The 20,862-nt window shown below is 73.2% G+C and carries 17 protein-coding genes, 2 tRNA genes and 1 pseudogene; 10 read left to right on the top strand and 10 right to left on the bottom strand.

What is annotated here, in order from left to right; genetic code table 11:
- Positions 1 to 268: 268 nt before the first annotated feature.
- Positions 269 to 1,357, bottom strand: a complete 1,089-nt coding sequence (locus ACZ3YL_RS19420; RefSeq protein WP_465658683.1) for a TOMM precursor leader peptide-binding protein — start codon at positions 1,355 to 1,357, stop codon at positions 269 to 271.
- 255 nt (positions 1,358 to 1,612) lie between these two features.
- Between ACZ3YL_RS19420 and ACZ3YL_RS19415 the strand changes: the two genes are divergently transcribed.
- Positions 1,613 to 2,356, top strand: coding sequence for a M48 metallopeptidase family protein (locus ACZ3YL_RS19415; protein ID WP_465658681.1), 744 nt, complete (start codon positions 1,613 to 1,615; stop codon positions 2,354 to 2,356).
- Positions 2,357 to 2,445: 89 nt separating this feature from the next.
- Here the strand turns inward: ACZ3YL_RS19415 and ACZ3YL_RS19410 are convergent, their stop codons facing one another.
- Positions 2,446 to 3,033, bottom strand: coding sequence for an NUDIX hydrolase (locus tag ACZ3YL_RS19410; protein WP_188303066.1), 588 nt, complete (start codon positions 3,031 to 3,033; stop codon positions 2,446 to 2,448).
- Complete coding sequence (locus ACZ3YL_RS19405; protein WP_465658679.1) at positions 3,030 to 4,544, bottom strand: zinc-dependent metalloprotease; 1,515 nt, start codon at positions 4,542 to 4,544, stop codon at positions 3,030 to 3,032. Before ACZ3YL_RS19405 ends, ACZ3YL_RS19410 begins: the two co-directional genes overlap by 4 nt.
- Before the next feature lie 200 nt (positions 4,545 to 4,744).
- On the opposite strand from ACZ3YL_RS19405, the gene ACZ3YL_RS19400 reads away from it, so the two are divergent.
- The 4 genes from ACZ3YL_RS19400 to ACZ3YL_RS19385 all read left to right on the top strand — a co-directional run bounded on the left by ACZ3YL_RS19400 (position 4,745) and on the right by ACZ3YL_RS19385 (position 8,019).
- The gene (locus ACZ3YL_RS19400) at positions 4,745 to 5,893 is read left to right on the top strand and encodes an NAD-dependent epimerase/dehydratase family protein (protein ID WP_188303064.1); all 1,149 of its coding nucleotides are present in this window, start codon (positions 4,745 to 4,747) and stop codon (positions 5,891 to 5,893) included.
- 121 nt (positions 5,894 to 6,014) lie between these two features.
- Positions 6,015 to 6,455 carry a molybdenum cofactor biosynthesis protein MoaE gene (locus tag ACZ3YL_RS19395; RefSeq protein WP_465658677.1) on the top strand — a complete coding sequence of 147 codons (441 nt, stop codon included), beginning with the start codon at positions 6,015 to 6,017 and terminating at the stop codon, positions 6,453 to 6,455.
- A gap of 217 nt (positions 6,456 to 6,672) precedes the next feature.
- Complete coding sequence (locus ACZ3YL_RS19390; protein ID WP_188303062.1) at positions 6,673 to 6,864, top strand: hypothetical protein; 192 nt, start codon at positions 6,673 to 6,675, stop codon at positions 6,862 to 6,864.
- A 42-nt stretch (positions 6,865 to 6,906) separates the two neighbouring features.
- Positions 6,907 to 8,019 (top strand): YlbL family protein, encoded by a 1,113-nt coding sequence (locus ACZ3YL_RS19385; RefSeq protein WP_188303061.1) that lies wholly within the window; start codon positions 6,907 to 6,909, stop codon positions 8,017 to 8,019.
- A gap of 14 nt (positions 8,020 to 8,033) precedes the next feature.
- Here ACZ3YL_RS19385 and ACZ3YL_RS19380 read toward each other — a convergent pair whose 3' ends face one another.
- Complete coding sequence (locus ACZ3YL_RS19380; protein WP_188303060.1) at positions 8,034 to 8,606, bottom strand: PPA1309 family protein; 573 nt, start codon at positions 8,604 to 8,606, stop codon at positions 8,034 to 8,036.
- A 236-nt stretch (positions 8,607 to 8,842) separates the two neighbouring features.
- Here ACZ3YL_RS19380 and ACZ3YL_RS19375 point away from each other — a divergent pair, with 236 nt between their 5' ends.
- The 4 genes from ACZ3YL_RS19375 (at position 8,843) to ACZ3YL_RS19360 (ending at position 14,507) form a co-directional block, all read left to right on the top strand.
- Entirely contained in the window at positions 8,843 to 11,845 is a 3,003-nt protein-coding gene (locus ACZ3YL_RS19375) for a UPF0182 family membrane protein (RefSeq protein ID WP_465658675.1), read from the top strand.
- Positions 11,846 to 11,910: 65 nt separating this feature from the next.
- Positions 11,911 to 11,984: transfer RNA gene (locus ACZ3YL_RS19370), tRNA-Met, on the top strand.
- Positions 11,985 to 12,092: 108 nt separating this feature from the next.
- Positions 12,093 to 12,166: transfer RNA gene (locus ACZ3YL_RS19365), tRNA-Met, on the top strand.
- A 367-nt stretch (positions 12,167 to 12,533) separates the two neighbouring features.
- Complete coding sequence (locus tag ACZ3YL_RS19360) at positions 12,534 to 14,507, top strand: SEL1-like repeat protein (RefSeq protein ID WP_188303059.1); 1,974 nt, start codon at positions 12,534 to 12,536, stop codon at positions 14,505 to 14,507.
- Positions 14,508 to 14,519: 12 nt separating this feature from the next.
- On the opposite strand, the gene ACZ3YL_RS19355 is transcribed toward ACZ3YL_RS19360, so the two are convergent.
- Complete coding sequence (locus ACZ3YL_RS19355; protein ID WP_188303058.1) at positions 14,520 to 14,936, bottom strand: Fur family transcriptional regulator; 417 nt, start codon at positions 14,934 to 14,936, stop codon at positions 14,520 to 14,522.
- 104 nt (positions 14,937 to 15,040) lie between these two features.
- Between ACZ3YL_RS19355 and ACZ3YL_RS19350 the strand changes: the two genes are divergently transcribed.
- The gene (locus ACZ3YL_RS19350; protein WP_465658673.1) at positions 15,041 to 16,516 is read left to right on the top strand and encodes a catalase; all 1,476 of its coding nucleotides are present in this window, start codon (positions 15,041 to 15,043) and stop codon (positions 16,514 to 16,516) included.
- A 152-nt stretch (positions 16,517 to 16,668) separates the two neighbouring features.
- Here the strand turns inward: ACZ3YL_RS19350 and hisN are convergent, their stop codons facing one another.
- From hisN to ACZ3YL_RS19325, 5 genes and pseudogenes are all read right to left on the bottom strand, one after another.
- Positions 16,669 to 17,466, bottom strand: coding sequence for a histidinol-phosphatase (gene hisN / locus ACZ3YL_RS19345; RefSeq protein ID WP_188303056.1), 798 nt, complete (start codon positions 17,464 to 17,466; stop codon positions 16,669 to 16,671).
- Between the two features lie 107 nt (positions 17,467 to 17,573).
- Complete coding sequence (locus tag ACZ3YL_RS19340; RefSeq protein WP_188303055.1) at positions 17,574 to 17,897, bottom strand: DMT family transporter; 324 nt, start codon at positions 17,895 to 17,897, stop codon at positions 17,574 to 17,576.
- A 119-nt stretch (positions 17,898 to 18,016) separates the two neighbouring features.
- Complete coding sequence (gene rsgA, locus ACZ3YL_RS19335; protein WP_188303054.1) at positions 18,017 to 19,072, bottom strand: ribosome small subunit-dependent GTPase A; 1,056 nt, start codon at positions 19,070 to 19,072, stop codon at positions 18,017 to 18,019.
- A gap of 15 nt (positions 19,073 to 19,087) precedes the next feature.
- A complete protein-coding gene (aroA, locus tag ACZ3YL_RS19330) occupies positions 19,088 to 20,425 on the bottom strand; it encodes a 3-phosphoshikimate 1-carboxyvinyltransferase (RefSeq protein WP_188303053.1) in 1,338 nt (445 codons plus the stop codon).
- A 149-nt stretch (positions 20,426 to 20,574) separates the two neighbouring features.
- A pseudogene (locus ACZ3YL_RS19325) lies at positions 20,575 to 20,862 on the bottom strand (IS982 family transposase); the annotation flags it as partial.

Genomic DNA, 20,862 nt, shown 5'->3' with positions numbered 1-20,862 from the left:
CGCCCCTTCTTTACGCCTGCCGCATTATCCCGCCGCGGCGCGGCCCCCCCCGGCGGGCCCCGGGCCATGGGCTCGCCTGGCCATGGGCTCGCCTGGCCATGGGCTCGCCTGGCCATGGGCTCGCCTGGCCATGGGCTCGCCTGGCCATGGGCTCGCCTGGCCACGGGCTCTGTGCCCGTGTCGGTCCGGTCCTCGGGTCGGGCGGCTGCTGAGCCCCGCAGCCGCCGGGCCCGGGCCCGGCGCGTTCGTCCTGGTTCCTCCCTCCTCCTCAGCCCGGGGGCAGCGGCTGCCACAGGCAGCCGCAGTCCGGGTGTCCTCGTAGCCGCAGGCGGCGGGGCATTCCGTCGCCCGCCGAGATCTCGCACCAGCCGTCGACGCTGGGCGGTCGGCCGCCGTCCAGGTACACCTGGACGTGCAGCGCGGCCAGTCCGGCGACGGTCGTCGCCAGGGCCGTGTCGCAGGCCGGTGTGCGGGCCCGGCCGGGGCCGTTGTCCGCCAGTTGCGCGAGGACTCTCGGCCAGTCGGCGTCCTCGTCCTCCCGCCGCAGCACCAGGCAGTGTCCGCAGGCCGATCGCCCCGGGATCACCAGTGGTCCGATGATGCCGAACTCCTCGACCACGCCCACGTACAGGTGCGGCACCCCGGCCCGGAGCAGCAGCCGGGCCTCGTACGTCCCGCCCGCGAAGGCGGCGCTGCCGTCCCGCGGGGCGAGGACCACGAAGTCGGGTGGCGGGTCGTCGTTCTTCCGCCGTGGCACCGGGACCACTGGGCGCCCTGCGGCCCGTTGGACGGCCTCCCGGGCGACGGTCGAGCGCAGCCGCCCGATGTCCGTGGGCGGCAGTCCCGCAGGGGAGCAGTCGCCGGGCTGGACCCGTCCGCTGTCGGCCACGGTGACGCTGCCGGCGCCGCCGGCGGCGAGCACCGCGGCGACGGCCGCGCCGACCCGGCCGGCGCCGCGTACCTCGATCCGGGCCTCGGACCGGCGGGCCAGGACGGCCGGTGCCGCGCCCGGGCCGGAGTGGACCAGGGACAGCGAGGCGAGGTCGGGCCTGAGGATGTCCCGGTGGGGCAGGGGGAAGCGGGACAGTGCCTTGTCGGTCGCCTCCGCGTCGTCGAGCAGCCCGGTCTCCTCCAGTTCGCTCAGCAGGGTGTCGGCAGGTTCGCGGCCGAGCCCGATCCGCTCGCCGGCGGACAGCAGCTCGGGCCGGTCGCGCGTTCCGTCGAGCAGGTCGAGGAACGCGCACAGCGTCTTGTCGGCGTTGCCGAGCACTCCGGCGTACCGGGTGACGGTGCCGAACTGCAGGGTCTCGGAGTCCCGCCAGCTGCGGGACAGGGCGGGCTTGAGCACGAGGCGCACGACGATCTCCCTTCCGATCGTTTCCGGACGGCTGACCGCAGCATGCCCCATCGCGCCGATGGCGTGCGGAAGGTTATCCACAGGCCCGGGGGCATGATCACACCATCTGTTCGCGAGCCCTGTGGATAACCGCCCATCCCTCCTGGCGTCGGTTTCCGGACACCCCCCGTCGGCCTTTCGTTCCCGATCGCTCCATGAAAGATTTCGGCCACGGCACCGGACTTCTGTCAGCCGTACCGGGTAACGTCGTGTGCCATGGCAGCCGAGCGGGACTCCCATCCACCGGCGTCGCGTCGGCGTGCCCGTGCAGCGTCCGGGTCCCAGACGGCGACGCCGAGCACACGCGGGCGCCCGGACGAGAAGCAGCGCGAGAAGCCGCACGACAAGCAGCAGTCGAGGCCGCAGCACCCGCCCGCCGGAGCGGTGCCGCCCGAGGCGCACGACCGCAGCCGGGTCGAGGTGCGCCGCAGTGCCCGCCGCAGCCGTACCGTCTCCGCCTACCGCGAGGGCGACCGCACCGTCGTGCTGATCCCGGCCCGGCTGTCGCACGCGGAGGAGCAGCGCTGGGTCGCGCAGATGCTGGAGAAGCTCGCCGCCCAGGAGCGCCGGCGGATCCTCGGGGACGATGCCCTGATGGCCCGGGCCCGGGAGCTGTCGGCCGCCCATCTGGACGGCCGGGCCCAGCCGGTGCAGGTCCGCTGGGTGACCAACCAGAACTCGCGCTGGGGCTCCTGCACCCCGAGTGAGGGGACGATCCGGCTGTCCCACCGGCTGCAGGGCATGCCGGAGTACGTGCTGGACTACGTGTTGCTGCACGAGCTGGCGCACCTGCTGGTGCCGGACCACGGCCCGGCGTTCTGGGCGCTGCTGGAGGCCTACCCCCGGACGGAGCGGGCTCGCGGCTATCTGGAGGGCGTGGTGTCGGCCGCCCGGCTGCCGCACATCCCGGGTGCCCGGCACGGTGCGCCCGGTCCGGATCCGGCGGCCTCCTGCGGTTGAGGCGGGCGGGCGGCGGTCATACGGGCATACGAAAAGAGGGCGCGGACCGCATCGGTCCGCGCCCCCTTGGCGCGTCGCACCTCAGCCGGTCAGGCGGTCAGCCGCCGCGCGCGGGCGACCAGGTCGCGCACCGAGTGGTCGGTCAGCTCCGGCAGCCGGTCGTAGTCGAACCAGCGCAGGTCCAGCGACTCCTCGCTGATCATCGCCTGCGCTCCGGCCGGGGCGATCGCGATGTACTGGACGTCCAGGTGGGTGTTCTCCGGACGGTCCTTGCCGGTGCAGCGGACCAGGTGCCGGTCCAGCTTGGCGGGGACGGGGGCACCGTTCTCCCGCAGCAGGGTGAGCTCGGGGATGCCCGACTCCTCGACCGCCTCGCGCAGCGCGGCGGAGGCGAGGTCGCCGTCGCCGGGCTCGCAGTGCCCGCCCATCTGCAGCCACATGCCGACCTTGGGGTGCAGGGTGAGCAGCACCCGCCCGGCGGCCGGGTCGACGACCGCCGCGCTCGCGGTGATGTGGGCGGGCAGGCAGGACCGGTAGAGGCCCTCGGGCTGCTCGGCCAGGTGCGCGAGGTAGTCGAGCCGCAGCTGTTCCTGGTCCTGGTCGGCGGGCCGCCAGTCGGTCAGGGTGCGGACGGCGTCCGCGTGCAGGGTGGGCGCGTCCGTGCCGGTGGCCGTCATGCGGTGGGCTCGCCCTTTCCGTCGGTGCCGTCCTCGTCGGTCTTCGGCGGCTCGGGCTTGCTGAGGTCGGGCTTGCCGGCCGCGGCCTCGCCGAGGAGCTTGTCGAGGGCGTCGAAGTCGAAGCCGCCCTCCAGATCGCCGCTGCCGCGGTGCACGAAGGCGTCCGGGTCGTCCAGGTCGGCGGCGGTGGGCAGCATGTCGGGGTGCTCCCAGAGGGCGTCGCGGCCCTCGACGCCGCGGGCGTCGGCGAGCAGCGCCCACAGCCGGGCGGCGTCGCGCAGGCGGCGCGGGCGCAGTTCCAGGCCGACCAGGGTGGCGAAGGTCTGCTCGGCGGGCCCGCCGGCGGCGCGGCGGCGGCGGACGGTCTCGCGCAGGGCGCCGGCCTGCGGCAGGTGGGGTTCGGCGGCGGCGTGCACGACGGCGTCGACCCAGCCCTCGACTAGGGCGAGCGCGGTCTCCAGGCGGGCGAGCGCGGCCTTCTGCTCGGGGGTGTCCTCGGGCTGGAGCAGGCCGCCGGCCAGTGCCTCCTGGAGCGCCTCCGGGTTGCTCGGGTCGAGCTGGCCGACGAGTTCCTCCATGCGGGAGGTGTCGACCTTGATGCCGCGCGCGTAGGCCTCGACGGCGCCCAGCAGGTGGGCCCGCAGCCACGGCACGTGGGCGAAGAGCCGCTGGTGGGCGGCTTCGCGCAGGGCGAGGTAGAGCCGGACCTCCTCGGCGGGCACGTTCAGGCCCTCGCCGAACTCGGCGACGTTCTGCGGCAGCAGGGCGGCCTTGCCGGCCGGGGCGAGCGGCAGGCCGACGTCGGTGGAGCCGACCACCTCGCCGGCCAGGGCGCCGAGCGCCTGGCCGATCTGGGTGCCGAACATGGCGCCGCCCATGGAGCGCATCATGCCCATCAGCGGGCCGGCCATGGCCTGCATCTCCTCGGGCAGGACGCCGCCCATGGCGGTGCCGACGCGCTCGGCGACCGGGTCGACGAGGTCCTTCCAGACCGGGAGGGTGGCCTCGATCCACTCGGCGCGGCTCCAGGCGACGGCGGTGCCGGCGCCGGAGGGGAACTCGGTGACGCCGTCGAGCCAGAGGTCGGCCAGGCGCACGGCCTCCTCGACGGCGGCGCGCTCGACGGCGCCGACGGAGCGGTCCTTGCTCTTGCCCTCGGCGGGCTCGGCGATGACGGTCTGCCGGGCGATGTTCAGGGCGAGGTCCCAGTTCACCGGGCCGCCCTCGAAGGAGAGCATCTGCCCGAGCTGCTGGAAGGCCGCGCCGAGGTCGCCGGGGTTGAGGCCGCCGAACATCGCGGCGAAGGGGTTGTCGGCTCCGGGGCCGCCGGGGCCGCCCGGGGCGCCGGGCATGCCGAACATCGCACCGAAGGGGTTGCCGGCTCCGAAGCCGAACGGCTGGGCGCCGGCGCCTTCCTGGCCCTGGTCCTTCTTCTGCGCGTCGTCGGGCTTGGCCTTGCCGTCCTCGGGCTCCTCGGGAGGAACGCCGAATCCGAAGGGAAGGTCGCTCACGGGGTCCTCGATCCGGTAGGCCGTCATACGGGTGTGGCGGGCAGTTCGGTCCGCCCGGGGCTCCGGTGGAGCGGGGGACTCGTGGGCGGCTCCCGGGCGCAAGGCCCGCGCCGGGTGCACCGCCGGGCCTTCGCCTCGGGCAGGATGGACGTACGTGACACACGTCCGTACGCACATAAGCTAACCGTGGAGGATGGCCGGTGAGTTCCCCGCCCTCGGACGTTCGCTCTGGGCTGACCGCTGGAGAGGACGATCCGGACGCCACGGCGTCACCGCCTCCAGCCTACGGCGGGCGGCCGCTGACCGTGGCCGTGACCGGTGCCGCGGGTGTGCTGGGCGAGCGGGTCGCCGCCCGGCTGGTGGCCTCGCCGCACGTGCGCAGGGTGCTGGCGGTGGACGACCGGCGCGGAGAGGTCCCGGGCGTGCAGTGGCGGGTCCTGGACGTGCGGGACCCGGCGGTGGCCGAGCGGCTGGCCGGGGTGGACGTCGTGGTGCACCTGGCGATGGACTTCGGCATGGAGTCCGATCCGCGGGCCCGCAGCGCCTACAACGTGCGCGGCGCCCAGACGGTGCTGACCGCGGCCGCGGCCGCCGGGGTGCACCGGGTGGTGCTGTGCACCTCCGCGATGGTCTACGGCGCGCTGGCCGACAACGAGGTGCCGCTGGCCGAGGACTCCGAGCTGCGGGCGACCGAGGAGGCCTCGCTGGTCGGGGACCTGCTGGAGATCGAGCGGCTGGCCCGGCGGGCGCCGCGGGCCCACCCAGGCCTGCAGGTGACGGTGCTGCGCCCGGCGGTGGTGGTGGGCCCGGGTGTGGACACCGTGCTGACCCGGCACTTCGAGGCGCCCCGGCTGCTGGTGGTGGCCGGCTCCCGCCCGTGCTGGCAGTTCTGCCACGTGGACGACCTGGCGGCGGCGCTGGAGTACGCGGCGCTCGGCCTGGTCGAGGGCGAGGTGACGGTCGGCTGCGACGGCTGGCTGGAGCAGGAGGACGTGGAGCGGCTGTCGGGGATCCGGCGGATGGAGCTGCCGGCCGCGCTGGCGCTGGGGACCGCGGCCCGGCTGCACCGGCTGGGCCTGACCCCGGCCCCGGCGGGGGACCTGGCGTACACGATGTACCCGTGGGTGGTGTCCGGCAGTCGGCTGCACGAGGCGGGCTGGCGGCCGGAGTTCACCAATGAGCAGGTGCTGGCCGAGCTGCTGGCGCAGGTGTCCGGCAAGCACGCGGTGGCGGGGCGCCGGCTGGGCGGCAAGGAGGCCGCGACCAGTCTGGGGGCGGCCGGGGCGACGGTGGCGCTGGTCGGTACGGCGGCGCTGGTGCGCCGGGCCCGCAAGCGGCGTCGCTTCTGAGGCGGGCGGGCCGGGTGGGGCTGGTCGAGTCCGGGCCCGAAGTTCTCGCGATGCGAAATTTTGGAATCGTGATGCGGAAGACCCTTGCCCCGGTCGGCCCCGGATGAGCAATCATGGGGACATGTCCGAGAACCACGACCCCATCCGTCTGCTCGCCATCCGCGACACCCCGCTCTCGCTGGACGAGGTGTACGAGGCGGTCGGCGACGACGCGGCCGGCGGCACCACCGTCTTCGTCGGGACGGTCCGGGACCACGACGGCGGCAAGTCGGTCTCCGTGCTGGAGTACAGCTGCCACCCCACCGCCGAGGAGGAGATGCGCCGGATCGCCGAGAAGGTCGTCGCGGACTTCCCGGTCAGGGCGCTCGCCGCGGTGCACCGGGTGGGCCGGCTGGAGATCTCCGACAAAGCCGTGATCGTCGCCGTCTCCTGCGCCCACCGCGGCGAGGCCTTCGCGGCGGCCCGCAGGCTGATCGACGACCTCAAGCACGAGGTGCCGATCTGGAAGCACCAGGTCTTCGCCGATGGCGAGGAGGAGTGGGTCGGCGCCGGCGGCTGCTGATCGCGCTCCCGCCCCCGGTGCGGCGGAACCGGCCGCACACGGAGCACGTCTTTCCGGGCAGGCGCGCCGTGGCCTCACCCGAACGGGTCCGGCCGGGGGCGCCGGATACTCCCTGGAAGTGAGCCGATCGGCCGTCCCGTAACCCGGATGGCGCCGGCCGCGTTGTCCGCCGGAGTGGTTAATCTGCTCATAGACACGACGAGCTGGGAGTACTGACATGGGTGCGCTCGCCTGGCTGATCATTCCGGTTGTCGCCGTCCTGGCCGCCGCCGTCTGGGCGGGCTGGGCCCAACGGGCCCCGAAGGCCACCGGGGACCCCGCCTCGCTCGCCGAGCACCGGCGCTTCATGGCCGCGATGGAACGCACCACCGCGGGCACCGCCGCCCCCGGGGAGCATCCCGGTCGGTAGCCCGGCGGGCGCCGCGTCATCGGCGTCCCGTACTGTCGTGGCATGCCACGCCGCTCCGCGACGATGCTCGCTGCCACCCTGCTGCTCATAGCGCTGCTCTGCGTCTCGGTGCTGATGAAGGTGCCGTACACGGAGATGAGCCCGGGCCCGACGTACAACACGTTGGGCGAGCAGGGGGGCAAGTCGGTGATCACCATCACCGGGCACGACTCGTACAAGACGAGCGGGCACCTCAACATGACCACTGTCCAGGTCACCGGGGCCAAGTACGAGCCCAGCCTGGTCAACGCGGTGATCGGCTGGCTGCGCGACGACGTGCTGGTGGTGCCGCACGACAACGTCTACCCCAAGGGGCAGTCGGACGCCGACGCCAAGAAGCAGAACGCCGAGGAGTTCGCCTCCTCCGAGGACAGCGCCCGCACCGCCGCGCTCAAGGAACTGGGCGTCCCGGTCGGCAACGAACTGATCGTCAAGTCGGTCACCGCGGGGGCGCCGGCCGAGGGCCGGCTGCACGCGGGCGACCGGATCGTCGCGGTGGACGGCACCGCCGTCGACTCGGTCGACCAGGTGGTCGCCGCCGTCACCAAGCACAAGCCCGGCGAGTCGGTGGTCTTCACCGTGGTGCCGCGGACCAAGGACGCCACCGCCGACGGCGCCGCCGCCCCGGGGACGAAGACCGACGTCACCGTTCCGACCGTGCGGGCCAAGGACCTCGACCCGAAGGCCCCGGCCGAGCGGGCCGAGCTCGCGGTGGTGGGCATCGGCACCGGGATCCGGCACACCTACCCGTTCCAGATCGACATCGGCCTGCAGGACGTCGGCGGGCCGAGCGCCGGGCTGATGTTCTCGCTCGGCATCATCGACAAGCTCACCCCCGGCGGCGACCTCACCGGCGGCAAGTTCGTCGCGGGCACCGGCACCATCGACGACGACGGCAAGGTCGGCCCGATCGGCGGGATATCGATGAAGCTGATCGCCGCCCGGGACGCCGGGGCCCAGTACTTCTTCACCCCGTCCTCGAACTGCGCCGAGGCCACCAAGAACGTGCCGTCCGGGCTGACCCTGATCAAGACGGACACCCTGGACGGCGCGCTGAAGTCGCTGGAGCAGATCCGCTCCGGGCAGACCTCGGCGCTGCCGTCCTGCCCCGAGTAACCGGGGCGCGGGGGTCAGGAGAAGGTCGCCAGCAGCGCGTCGGTCAGGCCGGGCACGAGGTCCGGGCCGGTCAGCACCTCGCGGGCGACGTCCTTGGAGCGCAGCCGCAGGGCGATCTCCTTCTTGCCGTCGCGCAGCACCGCGGCGGTGATCCGCACCTCCTCGCGCTTGGGGTGGTTGGCCACCCACTCGGCGAGCTGGGCGTCGCTGGCGCCCCGGGGGCGGGACTGCTCGGAGCCCGGCGGCAGCATCAGTCGCTCGACCACCAGGGCGCAGCCGGCCACCGCGGCGGGCCAGGCGATGGTGCCGAGGAACTTGTCGAGCTCCATGCCGGCCGGGAGCTCGTCCTGCTCGACCGGGGTGAGGCCGGGCTCGTCGGTGTCGGCGAGGCCGAGCTGCTTGGCGATGCGCGGGTCGGCCTTGCGCAGGGCGGCGCTGTCCACCAGGGCGAACAGCCGGGCCGGGAGGTCCCAGCCGAGGGTGGCGGCGTACTCGTCGATCTCCAGCGCGGCCCGGGTGAGCGGGGTGGCGGCGGGGAGCTTGGAGACGTCGTCGGGGGAGTTGTTCAGATCAGACGCGTCGGACATGACTCAATCCTCACACGCCGGGCGGCGGGCGCTCGCCGGGGCGGCTGCGGGCGGCCCGGGGCGGGGGGCTCGGGTCGGGGTGGAGGGGGGCCGGCGGGGGGTCGCCCCGGGGGTCGCGCGGGAAGGTCGTCGTAACCGTCTGCTAACGGCGGGAACTCGGCCAAAGCCTGGTTAAGTTGCTCTGACGACCGACCGATTCCAGACGACACAGCTGAGGTGCCACCGTGGTATTCCAGATGCCGGAACGCTCAGGGCCGGGTTTCCGGCGGAGGGTGGGCCCGCCCTCCCGGCGGGCGAGAGTGGCCCTGCTGACCCTGGGCGTGCTCGCGGTGCTGTTCCTGCTGTTCGTCATGTTCGCCGGGTTCTGGACGGACTGGCTGTGGTTCAGGTCGGTGCACTACTCCTCGGTGTTCACCACCCAGCTGTGGACGAAGACCGGGCTGTTCGCGGTGTTCGGCCTGCTGATGGCGGTGATCGTCGGCTTCAACGTCTGGCTGGCGCACCGGCTGCGGCCGCCGCTGTCGGCGATGTCGGTGGAGCAGCAGAGCCTGGACCGCTACCGGGCGGGCCTGGCGCCGTTCAAGCGCTGGGCGCTGATCGGCGTCTCGCTGGTGATCGGCCTGGTGGCGGGCGCGGCGGCGTCGGGCCAGTGGCGGACCTGGCTGATGTGGACGAACGCGACGTCCTTCGGTGAGAAGGACGCCCAGTTCGGCATGGACGTCTCGTTCTACGCGTTCGACCTGCCGTTCTACGAGTTCCTGCTGGGCTTCGCGTTCAGCGCGGTGATCGTCTCGCTGCTGACCTCGGCGCTGGTGCACTACCTGTACGGGGGCCTGCGGCTGCAGGGCCCGGGCCGTCGGGCGAGCGCGGGCGCGCAGGGGCACCTGGCGGTGCTGCTGGGCGTGTTCGTGCTGCTGAAGGCGGTGGCGTACTGGCTGGACCGGTATGCGCTGGCGGTGAAGACCGGCTCCTACAAGGGGGTCTCGGGCTGGACGGGCCTGCGCTACGTGGACGCCAACGCGTTCCTGCCGGCCAAGACGATCCTGTTCTTCGTCGCGATCATCTGCGCGGTGCTGTTCTTCCTGACCCCGATCCGCCGCACCTGGGCGCCGGCCCTGATCGGGCTGGGGCTGATGGTGCTGTCGGCGGTGCTGATCGGCGGGCTGTACCCGGCGATCGTGCAGCAGTTCCAGGTCAAGCCGAACGAGCAGGCCAAGGAGACGCCGTACATCCAGAAGAACATCGACGCGACGCGGCAGGCGTACGGGATCGCGGACTCGGAGACCACCCCGTACAGCCCGCAGGGCTCGACCACGGGTGACGCGCTGAAGCCGGACGCGCAGACCATCGCGGACGTGCGGCTGCTGGACCCGAACATCGTGTCCCAGACGTTCCAGTCGCTGGAGCAGCAGCGCAACTACTACGCGTTCCCGAGCACCCTGTCGGTGGACCGCTACGGCACCGGCGCGGACAAGCAGGACACCGTGATCGGCCTGCGCGAGCTGGACCTCAACGGGGTGCAGCGCAACTGGATCAACGACCACTTCAAGTACACCCACGGCTACGGCGCGGCGGTCGCCAAGGGCAACCAGGTCGACGACAAGGGCGGGCCGGTGTTCACCGAGTCCGGCCTGCCGGCCGCCGGCACGCTGGGCGACTACGAGCAGCGGATCTACTACGGCGAGAAGACGACGACGTACTCGATCGTCGGCGGCTCCAACAAGGAGATCGACTACACCGACGTCAAGACCGGCCAGAACGTGGAGTACACGTACAACGGTGACAGCGGTGTCTCGCTGGACAACCCGATCACCCGGGCCGCGTACGCGGTGCGCTTCGCCGAGCCGCAGATGCTCTACGCCGGGGCGATCACCGACGGCGCCAAGGTGATCTACAACCGGACGCCGAAGGAGCGGGTGGAGAAGGTCGCGCCGTGGCTGTCGATCGACGCCGACCCGTACCCGGTGGTGCAGGGCGGCCGGGTGGTGTGGGTCGTGGACGGCTACACCACCTCGGACGGCTTCCCGTTCTCGTCGAAGACGACGCTGGGCACCGCGACCAAGGACTCGCTGACCAACCAGCGCGGTGAGCTGCTGACCGCCGCCAACCAGGTCAACTACATCCGCAACTCGGTCAAGGCCACGGTGGACGCCTACACCGGCGAGGTGAAGCTCTACCAGTGGGACGACAAGGACCCGGTGCTGAAGACCTGGATGAAGGCCTTCCCCGGCACCGTCGAGCCGAAGGCGGACATCCCGGCGACGCTGCTGCCGCACCTGCGCTACCCGCAGGACATGTTCAAGGTGCAGCGCGACCTGCTCGGCCAGTACCACGTGACGGACGCCAACTCCTTCTTCAACGGCAGTGACATCTGGCAGGTCCCGGTGGACCCGACCAGTGACACCAGGCAGGTCCAGCCGCCGTACTACGTGACGGTGCGGATGCCGGACGCCCCCGCCGCGAGCTTCTCGCTGACCAGCAGCTTCGTGCCCAACCAGCGGCCGAACCTGGCGGCCTTCATGTCCGTCAACGCGGATCCGGGCGACGACTACGGGAAGATCCGGATCCTGAAGATGACCGGCGAGAGCGGCGCACCGGGGCCCGGCCTGGTGCAGTCGAAGTTCAACTCCCGCCAGGAGGTGGCCAACCAGATCTTCGCGCTGAAGAGCGGCGGCGACACCGAGCTGGAGTACGGCAACCTGCTGACCCTGCCGGTCGGCGGCGGACTGCTGAACGTCGAGCCGGTGTACGTGCGCGGGCGCGGCGCCAAGTACCCGACGCTGCAGAAGGTCCTGGCGGTGTACGGGGACGACAACGTGGCCTTCGAGAACACCCTGGAGGACGCGCTGAAGAAGCTGTTCGCCGGGCAGGCTCCGCCGGCCACGCCGGTCGCGCCGTCCAACCCGGGCGGCGGGGCCGTCCCGGGCTCGGGCACGACGCCGGGCTCGGGGACGACGCCGACCTCCCCGGGGACGCCGACGCCCACGCCCACCGGGCCGGGCACCCCGGCGCCGGGCGGGACGCTCTCGCCGGATCTGCAGAAGGCGCTCTCGGACGCGGCGAAGGCGTACAACGACAGCCAGACCGCGTTCAAGAACGGCGACTGGGTGGCCTACGGCAACGCCCAGAAGGCGCTCGGGGACGCCCTGAAGGCGGCCGACGCGGCCCGCGGCGCCAGCCCGGCGCCGGCGCCGACGGCGGCGCCGTCCGGCTCGGGGGCGGCCAGTCCGCACCCGTAGTCCCGCTGACCTGCGACAACCGTTTTGGGTTCTACCCCGCGTCCGTGCTACGGTTCACTCATCGACGCGGGGTGGAGCAGCTCGGTAGCTCGCTGGGCTCATAACCCAGAGGTCGCAGGTTCAAATCCTGTCCCCGCTACTCAGCGTCAGAAGCCCGGAGGATCTTTCCTCCGGGCTTCTGTCGTTCCCGGGTGCTTCCGGCTCTGGTTTTTCGCCCCTCGCGCCCGTGCTATTGTTTGATCAACGACGCGGGGTGGAGCAGCTCGGTAGCTCGCTGGGCTCATAACCCAGAGGTCGCAGGTTCAAATCCTGTCCCCGCTACTCAGTGTCAGAGGCCCGGAGGATCATTCCTCCGGGCCTCTGTCGTGTCCGGACGTTTCCGTCCGGAAGCGGCGGGAACCGCTCCGGTACTATCGACCGTCGCCAATGGGGAACGGCACCGGGGTTTGTGGGGTGGAAGTGTCGGGAAATCGACAAAGCGCCGAAGCAATTCCGTCGGCTTCGAGTCCGCCCCACCCGAATTCGGCCGGGGCAGGTGTACGCGGGTAGCGGGTGATGCGACGATGGGACACACGGGGGACGGTGCACGGCCGCTGATGGGCCGTCGGGTCCGGCGCCTCTCCTGGGAGTCCCCCCGGCCGTCGGCCGGGGCACGATGCCGCGACACTCTGGGGGAGCGGGAGTCGGCATGAGGCTGATCGGCAAGTCAGGCGCCAAGTCCGGTGCGGCCGTCGAGGCCGACACCGACGCCTGGGCGGAGAGCCCCGAGAGCCCCGACAGCCGCCCCGGGGCCCTGCCCGCCCAGCGCACCAGCGGGCTGTCCGAGCGCCCCGCGGTCGGCGGCTCCGGGCCCGACAGCCTGGTCCACGTGTCCACCCGTCAGTTCTCCGCCGCCGTCGGCCCGTACCGGGCGGGCGGCGACGAGTCGCCCGTCGGCGCCGCGCTGGACCCGGCCGGACTGGACCCCACCAGCTTCGAGACCGCGCTGGCCGCCCGGGAGTCCGCCGCCCTGGAGGCCCGGCACCGGCAGGCCGCCGACGACGGCGACGCGGACGCCGCCGGCCGGCTCGGCACCCTGCTGCTGCGCCGCGGCGACCTGGAGGACGCCGAGCCCTACCTGCGCGCCGCCGCGGCCGCCGGGGTGCGGGCCGCCGCCAACAACCTGGGCGTGCTGCTGCACCAGCAGGGCCACCGCGCCGAGGCCGGCCAGTGGTGGCGCCAGGCGGCGGTGGCGGGCAGCGCCCCCGCCGCGCACGCGCTCGGGCTCCAGCTGCGTGACCAGGGCGAGGAGGAGGCCGCCGAGTACTGGCTGCACTTCGCCGCCGACCACGGCCACCCGCTCGGTGCCTACGCGCTCGGCGACCTGATGGAGCACCGGCGCGACGTACGGGCCGAGCGCTGGTTCAAGGTCTCCGCCGACGCCGGGCACCGCGAGGCCGCCTACCGGCTGGCCCGGATGCGCGAGGCCGCCGGGGACAAGGAGACCGCCGAGGCCTGGTACCGCACCGCCGCCGCCCGCAGCCACGCCCGCGCCGCGCTGCGCCTGGGCGTGCTGCTGGAGGAGCGCGCCCGCGCCGACCGGTCGCTGCTGGACGAGGCGGCCCGCTGGTACCGGCAGTCCGCGCAGAACGGCGAGCCGCGGGCCGCCTGCGCGCTCGGCTTCCTGCTGCGCGACTCCGGGGACGTCGCCGCGGCCGCCGAGTGGTGGCAGGAGGCCGCCGAGGCCGGCGACGGCAACGCCGCCAACGCGCTCGGCGCCCTGCATGCCAGCCGCGGCGAGGCCAAGGCCGCCGAGCACTGGTACCGCACCGCCCTGGACGCGGGCGACCAGAACGGCGCTTTCAACCTCGGCCTGCTCTGCGCCGGCACCGGCCGCGAGCAGCAGGCCGAGCAGTGGTACCGCCGGGCCGCGTACGCCGGGCACCGGGAGGCCTGCAACGCGCTGGCCGTGGTGCTGCTCCAGCGCGGCGACGAGTCCGGCGCCCAGCCGTGGTTCTCCAAGGCCGCCGAGGCCGGCAGCGTGGACGGCGCCTTCAACCTGGGCGTGCTGCACGCCGGGCGGGGCGAGGCGCGGCAGGCCCAGGAGTGGTACGCGCGGGCCGCCGCCGAGGGCCACGGCGAGGCGGCGCTGCAGCTGGCGGTCGCCCAGGAGCAGCGCGGCAACCTGTCCGGTGCGCTGGAGCGCTACCGGCAGGCGGCGGCCGGCGGCTCGGCGGAGGGCGCGTTCCGGCTGGCCTCGGTGCTGGACCGGCGCGGGGACGCGGACGCCGAGGCCGAGCACTGGTACGCGCTGGCGGCCGACGCCGGGCACCGCCGCGCGCAGGTGCGGATGGGTGTGCGGGCGGCCGAGCGCGGGGCGCTGGAGATCGCCGAGAGCTGGTACCGGCGGGCCGCCGAGGCGGGCAGCCGCAGTGCCGCGTTCAACCTGGGGCTGCTGCTGGCCCGGCAGGACAGCGAGGCGGAGGCGATGCTCTGGTACACCCGGGCCGCCGACGCCGGGCACGGGCGGGCGGCGCTGCGCCTGGCGCTGCTGGCGTTGCGCCGGGGCGAGCCGGTGCAGGCCGAGAACTGGTGCCGGCGGGCGATCGACTACGGGCCGGCCGAGGTCGCGGAGCGGGCCGGGCGGCTGCTGGGCGCGCTGCACGCCGAGCTGAGCGCGTAGTCGGCCGTAGGGCTACGGGCGGCAGCAGTCGGGGCACAGGCCGCGGTAGGTGACCTCGGCGGTGGTGACGGCGAAGCCGAAGCGTTCGGCGGCGGGCAGTGCCGCGAGCGGGTCGCCGTGCGGGTGGACGTCGCGGATCGCGCCGCAGCCGGAGCAGACCAGGTGCTGGTGGGCGCGGTGGGCGTTGGGGTCGTAGCGCTTGGCGCGGCCGTCGGTGGCGACCTCCAGCACTTCGCCGAGGGTGACGAGTTCGCCGAGCGTGTTGTAGACGGTGGCGCGGCTGATCTCGGGCAGGCGGGCGGCGGCGCGGGCGTGCACCTCGTCCGCGGTGAGGTGGACGTGCTCGCCGTCGAGGACCTCGGCCACCACTCGGCGCTGTGAGGTCAGCCGCCAGCCGCGTCCGCGCAGTCTCTCCAGCAGATCACTCATGGACCCAGGATAAGTCGCGCTCTGAGATTGGTGCCAGTGTTGACTTGGACAAAGTCCAAGTTAGGATCGTGTCACACGACCGGATCCCTCGGAGGCGACCCGCTATGACCACGCAGGACGAGCTGCGCCCGACCCTCACCACGGAGGCGGGTGCCCCCGTCGCCGACAACCAGAACACCGAGACCGCGGGTGTCGGCGGCCCGGCCCTGATCCAGGACCAGCTGCTGTTCGAGAAGCTCGCGCACTTCAACCGCGAGCGGATCCCGGAGCGCGTGGTGCACGCCCGTGGCGCCGGCGCGTACGGCACCTTCACGGTGACCGCCGACGTGACGCCCTACACCCGGGCGGCCTTCCTGTCCGAGCCCGGCAAGCAGACCGAGGTCTTCCTGCGGTTCTCCACCGTGGCCGGCAACCTCGGCGCGGCCGACGCGGTGCGCGACCCGCGCGGCTTCGCGCTGAAGTTCTACACCGAGCAGGGCAACTACGACCTGGTCGGCAACAACACCCCGGTGTTCTTCATCAAGGACGCCATCAAGTTCCCCGACTTCATCCACACCCAGAAGCGCGACCCGTACACCGGCTCGCAGGAGGCCGACAACGTCTGGGACTTCTGGGGCCTGTCGCCCGAGGCCACCCACCAGGTGACCTGGCTGTTCGGCGACCGCGGCATCCCGGCCAGCTACCGGCACCTGAACGGCTACGGCTCGCACACCTACCAGTGGCAGAACGAGGCCGGCGAGCACTTCTGGGTCAAGTACCACTTCAAGACCGAGCAGGGCATCCGCAACCTCACCCAGGCCGAGGCCAACCGGCTCGCCGGCGAGGACCCGGACAGCCACCAGCGCGACCTGCGCGAGTCGATCGAGCGCGGCGAGTTCCCCAGCTGGACGGTGCAGGTCCAGATCATGCCGGCGGCCGACGCGGCGAACTACCGCTTCAACCCCTTCGACCTGACCAAGGTCTGGCCGCACGCCGACTACCCGCCGATCGAGATCGGGAAGCTGGAGCTCAACCGGAACCCCGACAACGTCTTCGCCGAGGTCGAGCAGTCGGTGTTCTCCCCGGCGCACTTCGTGCCCGGCATCGGGCCGTCCCCGGACAAGATGCTCCAGGGCCGCCTGTTCGCCTACGCGGACGCCCACCGCTACCGGGTCGGCATCAACGCCGACCACCTGCCGGTCAACCGCCCGCACGCCACCGAGGCCCGCACCAACAGCCGGGACGGGTACCTGTACGACGGCCGGCACGGGCGGCAGAAGAACTACGAGCCGAACAGCTTCGGCGGCCCGGTGCAGACCGGCCGTCCGCTGTGGGCCGCGGCCGCCGTCGACGGCTCCACCGGCACCCACGCGGCGCCCGCGCACGCCGAGGACGACGACTTCGTGCAGGCGGGCACCCTCTACCGGCTGTTCTCCGAGGAGGAGAAGCAGCGGCTGATCGCCAACCTGGCGGGCTTCATCGCCAAGGTCTCGGCCGACCGCGAGGACATCGTGGAGCGGGCGATCGACAACTTCCGCAAGGCCGACGCCGACTACGGGCAGCGGCTGGAGGCGGCGGTCCGGGAGCTGCGCAAGCAGTAGCCGGACCGATCACAGCGGCGGGCCCGTATGACCAGCTCCCACTGGTCATACGGGCCCGCACCAGTTCCGCCCCACGTCCGCCCCGAGCCGAAGGCGGCACCGGGTCCGAGCGCCGGGAGGCGAGCGGGCGGGTAGCCGCGGGCGAGCGGCTCTCAGACGGACAGGCGCCGCAGGGTCTCATCGTGCAGCAGGCCGTTGGTGGCCACCGCGTCGGCGCCGCCGGGGCCGGGGACGCCGTCCAGGCCGGTGAACAGGCCGCCGGCCTCCTCGACCACGATGCACGGCGCGGCCATGTCCCACAGCGACAGCTCGGGCTCGGCGGCGATGTCCACGGCGCCCTCGGCGACCATCATGTAGGACCAGAAGTCGCCGTAGGCGCGGGTGCGCCAGCAGGCGCGGGTGAGGTCCAGGAACGGGTCCAGCCGGCCGCGGTCCTCCCAGCCGGTGAGGGAGGAGTACGAGAAGGAGGCGTCCTCGAGCCGGGAGACGCCGGAGACGTGGATCCGGGAGGCCTTGGCCAGGCTGCGGCCGGCGTAGGCGCCGAGACCCTTGGCGGCCCACCAGCGGCGCTGCAGCGCCGGGGCGGAGACGATGCCGACCACCGGGCGCTCGACGCCGTCCGGGCCGTCCTCCAGCAGGGCGATCAGGGTGGCCCAGACCGGGACGCCGCGGATGTAGTTCTTGGTGCCGTCGATCGGGTCGATCACCCAGCGGCGCGGGCCCGAGCCCTGCAGGCCGAACTCCTCGCCGAGCACGGCGTCACGCGGGCGGGCGCGCTGGAGCACGCTGCGCACCAGTTCCTCGGCGGCCTTGTCGGCGTCGCTGACCGGAGTGAGGTCCGGCTTGGTCTCGATCTTGAGGTCGAGGGCGCGGAAGCGATCCAGGGTGACCGAGTCGGCCGAGTCGGCGAGGACGTGGGCGAGTCGGAGATCGTCGTGGTAGTCGGCCATGCCGGAAACCCTAGCTCAGCGGGTCGGGCCGGTCCGGGTGCCGTCTCGGTGGATGGTCGCCAGGTCGCCGGGTCAGTGGGGCCGCGCCGGAGAGCCGGGGCGCCGGGTCAGTGGGCCGAGCCGCTGAGCTGGAGGCCGATCACGCCGGCGATCACCAGGGAGATGGAGACCAGCTTGAGCACCGAGGTGGTCTCGTCCAGGAAGGCCATGCCGTAGATGGCGGTGCCGGCCGCGCCGATGCCGGTCCACACCGCGTAGGCGGGGCCGACCGGCAGGCTCTTCAGCGAGAGGGTGAGCAGCCCGAAGCTGCTGAGGGCGAACACGCAGAAGCTGATGGTGGGCCAGAGCTTGGTGAAGCCCTCGCTGAGCTTGAGGTTGATCGCGAAGCCGGTCTCCAGGAGGCCGGCCAGGATCACCAGGGCCCATGCCATCGCGTGCCCTCCCTGTCGATCGACGGACGGGCCGTACGCGGCCCGACTTTCCTATGATCGCCAGGGTGGGCCGGTCCGACACCTCGAACGGGCCACCAGCCTCGGGACCGCCCGGGGGGTCAGTCGCCCTCGCGGGCCTCCTTGCTGGACAGCAGGCGGCGCAGCGAGTAGAGCCGGGCGGCCTCGGCGTGGCCGTCGGCGACCCAGGCGTCCAGGGCGCAGTCCGGCTCGTCGTGGCTGCAGGCACGGGGGCAGTCGACGGTGCCGGGCTCCAGGTCGGGGAAGGCGAGGATGACCCGGGACGGGTCGATGTGCGAGAGGCCGAAGGATCGGAAGCCGGGCGTGTCGATCACCCAGCCCGGGTCGAGCGCCTTCCGGGAGCCGGGCTTGGCGCCGGGCGGCGGGGGCAGCCGCAGCGCCAGGGCCGAGACGGTGGTGTGCCGGCCGCGGCCGGTGACCGCGTTGACGTCGCCGGTCTGCCGCTGGCGGTCCGGGACCAGGGCGTTGACCAGGGTGGTCTTGCCGACGCCGGAGTGGCCGATGAACACCGTGGAGAGCCCGCGCAGGTGCTCGCGGACGGCCTCGGCGCCGGTGGTCTCCAGTTCGTCCCGGCGGGTCACCACGTAGTCGATGCCGAGCGGGGCGTACGACTCCAGCAGCGCGTCGGCCGGGGTGAGGTCGGACTTGGTGAGCACCAGCAGCGGCTCCATGCCCGCGTCGTAGGCGGCGACCAGGCAGCGGTCGATCAGCCGGGGGCGGGGCTCGGGGTCGGCCAGCGCGGTGACGATGGCCAGCTGGTCGGCGTTGGCGACGACGATCCGCTCGTACGGGTCGTCGTCGTCCGCGGTGCGGCGCAGCACGGAGCTGCGCTCCTCGACCCGGACGATCCGGGCGAGGGTGTCGGCGTCCCCGGAGAGGTCGCCGACCAGGTTGACCACGTCGCCGACGACGACGCCCTTGCGGCCCAGTTCGCGGGCCTTCATGGCGACGACCTCACGCTCCTGCTTGGTCCCCGGGTCGATCAGGCAGGTGATCCGGCCGCGGTCGACGGTCAGCACCATCGCTCCGGCGGCGTCCTCGTGCTTGGGCCGGATCCGGGTCCGCGGCCGGGAGCCCCGGCGGGCGGGGCGGTTGCGGATGTCGTCCTCGTCGGCGTCCTTGCCGTAGCGGCGCATGGTTCCAGTCTCCGCTCAGGCGTCCGTCGCCGCCGTGCCTTCGCCGAGCAGCTCCGCCCACATCCCCGGGAAGTCGGGCAGGGTCTTGGCGGTGGTGCCGACGTTCTCCACCTCGACACCGGGCACGGCGAGGCCGAGCACCGCGGCGGCGGTGGCCAGGCGGTGGTCCTCGTAGGTGTGGAAGATGCCGCCGCGCAGCGGGCGCGGGCGGATCCGCAGGCCGTCCTCGGTCTCGCTGACGTCGCCGCCGAGGTCGTTGATCTCCTTGGCGAGGGCGGCCAGCCGGTCGGTCTCGTGCAGGCGCAGGTGGGCGATGCCGTACAGGTGGGACTCGGAGTCGGCGAGGGCGGCGACGGCGGCGATCACCGGGGTGAGCTCGCCGACGTCGTGCAGGTCGGCCTCGATGCCGTGGATCCGGCCGGTGCCGGTGAACTGCAGGCCCTCGTCGGTGAACTCGCAGGCGCCGCCCATCCGGGTGTAGAGGTCGCGCAGCTGGTCGCCGGGCTGGGTGGTGTGCTTGGGCCAGTCGCGCACGGTGACCCGGCCGCCGGTGACCAGGGCGGCGGCGAAGAACGGGGCGGCGTTGGAGAGGTCGGGCTCGACCACCAGGTCGCGGCCGAGCAGGGCGCCGGGGGTGACCCGCCAGACGTCCTTCTCGCCGCCGTCCTCGGGGGCGTCGACCTGGGCGCCGGCCAGGCGCAGCATCTCGACGGTCATCCGGATGTGCGGCAGCGACGGCACCGGGCCGCCGACGTGCCGGACCTCGACGCCGTGGTTGTAGCGGGCGCCGGAGAGCAGCAGCGCGGAGACGAACTGGGACGAGGAGGAGGCGTCCAGCTCGACCGGGCCGCCGTCGAGGCCGCCGGTGCCGTGCACGGTGAGCGGGAAGCTGCCGCGGCCGCCGTCCTCGATCCGGGCGCCGAGCGCGCGCAGGGCGTTGATCACGCCGTGCTGGGGGCGCTCGTGGCTGCGCGGGTCGCCGTCGAAGTGGACCGGGCCGTCGGCGAGGGCGGCGAGCGGGGGCAGGAAGCGCATGACCGTGCCGGCGTTGCCGACGTCCACGCGCGCGGGGCCGCGCAGCGCGGGGGCGGGGATGACCCGCCAGGCCTCGCCGCCGCCGGTGCCGCCGGAGTCGTTGTTGACCTTCTCCTCGATGGTGACCCCGAGGGCGCGCAGGCCGTCGGCCATCAGCTGGGAGTCGCGGCTGCGCAGCGGGCGGCGCACCCAGCCCGGTCCGTCGGCGAGTGCCGCCAGCACCAGGGCCCGGTTGGTGACCGACTTGGAGCCGGGGATGGTGACGGTGGCGTCGACGGGGGCGGTGGCGACGGGGGCGGGCCACGGGGTCTCGGTCATGGGGGCCAGTCTAGGGGCCGTACCGGAACGGCCCCTGCTGCGGCCGGATGGCGGGACGGGAGCGTTCGCGGGGCAGTCGTCGGGCTCCCGGCGCCGCCCCGGCGGGCGCTGGTCGGGGGGCGGACCCTAGATGAATGAGTCCGATGTCCTCAGTGGTCATAGGCGATGAGTGAGCGCTTGATCGCGGCGCCAGTGGTCCAGTTGTGCCAGATGGCGGCGGCGAGGGCGAGCAGTCGCTGACCGGTGCGGGCGAAGACGCCGGCCTCGGTTCGGGCTCCGTGTTGTTCCAGGCTGAGCTGGCCCTTGAGGGTGTCGATGACGGCCTCGATCCACTGGCGGACGCGGGCGAGCCTGCCGAAGCGGGCAGGCTCGCCCTTGCGGTCGGGCCGTACCAGGTGCGCGCCGAGTTCGTCGGTGACGAAGGCCTCGAACGCGGC

Source organism: Kitasatospora sp. NPDC023176 (genome assembly GCF_055560495.1).
This window is presented reverse-complemented; position numbering and strand designations above follow the sequence as displayed.